The sequence below is a fragment of the Salmonella enterica subsp. arizonae genome, from assembly GCF_008692845.1.
GTDB lineage: Bacteria > Pseudomonadota > Gammaproteobacteria > Enterobacterales > Enterobacteriaceae > Salmonella > Salmonella arizonae.
Map to the genome: position 1 here is coordinate 1 of NZ_VXJW01000036.1, position 732 is coordinate 732.

Sequence of the window (732 nt, forward strand, 5' to 3'; positions counted from 1 at the left end):
CCATCACGCTGGATACCGCGAATGACAGTGGTGTGGCTGGCGACAATATCACCAACGAAAAAACGCCTGGTTTTACTATTAACGGCATTGATGCGGATGCGATCAGGGTGGCTGTACAGGTTACGCATAATGGCACGAGCAAGGAGGTGGAACTGACCCAGAGCGGGGGGCAGTGGCACTTTACGCCGGCCAGTAACTGGGTGGATGGCAATTACACGCTGACGGTGAAAGTTGAGGACAGAGCCGGGAACGTCAGCCAGTCCGCGCCACTGGCAGTGACCATCGACACGCAGACGGAGATTAACAACATTGTACTGGTCAATGATACCGGTATGCCGGATGACAATCTGACCAACGCTCTGCGTCCGGAGTTCCGGGTGACGGTGCCGGAAGATGTGAATGCGGTACGCCTGAGCATTGACGGCGGCACGACGTGGGTGGATGCGAAGAAAACGTCGGCAGGTGTCTGGGATTATAGCTGGACAACAGACATCACTGAGGGCGTACACACGCTGACGGTGGAAGCGACCGATATCGCAGGGAACACGGCGACGCGGACGCTGGACTTTACCGTTGACACCACCCTGTCGGTACCGACCATCACGCTGGATACCGCGAATGACAGTGGTGTGGCTGGCGACAATATCACCAACGAAAAAACGCCTGGTTTTACTATCAACGGCATTGATACGGATGCGAGCCGGGTGGTGGTGACGGTTACGCATAATGGCA

1 protein-coding gene is annotated in these 732 nt (G+C 56.1%); it reads left to right on the top strand.

Translation table 11 applies throughout. The features are described 5' to 3' along the window. A partial coding sequence (locus F4V61_RS22140; RefSeq protein WP_170243784.1) for an Ig-like domain-containing protein occupies window positions 1-732 on the top strand: 732 nt, incomplete at both ends.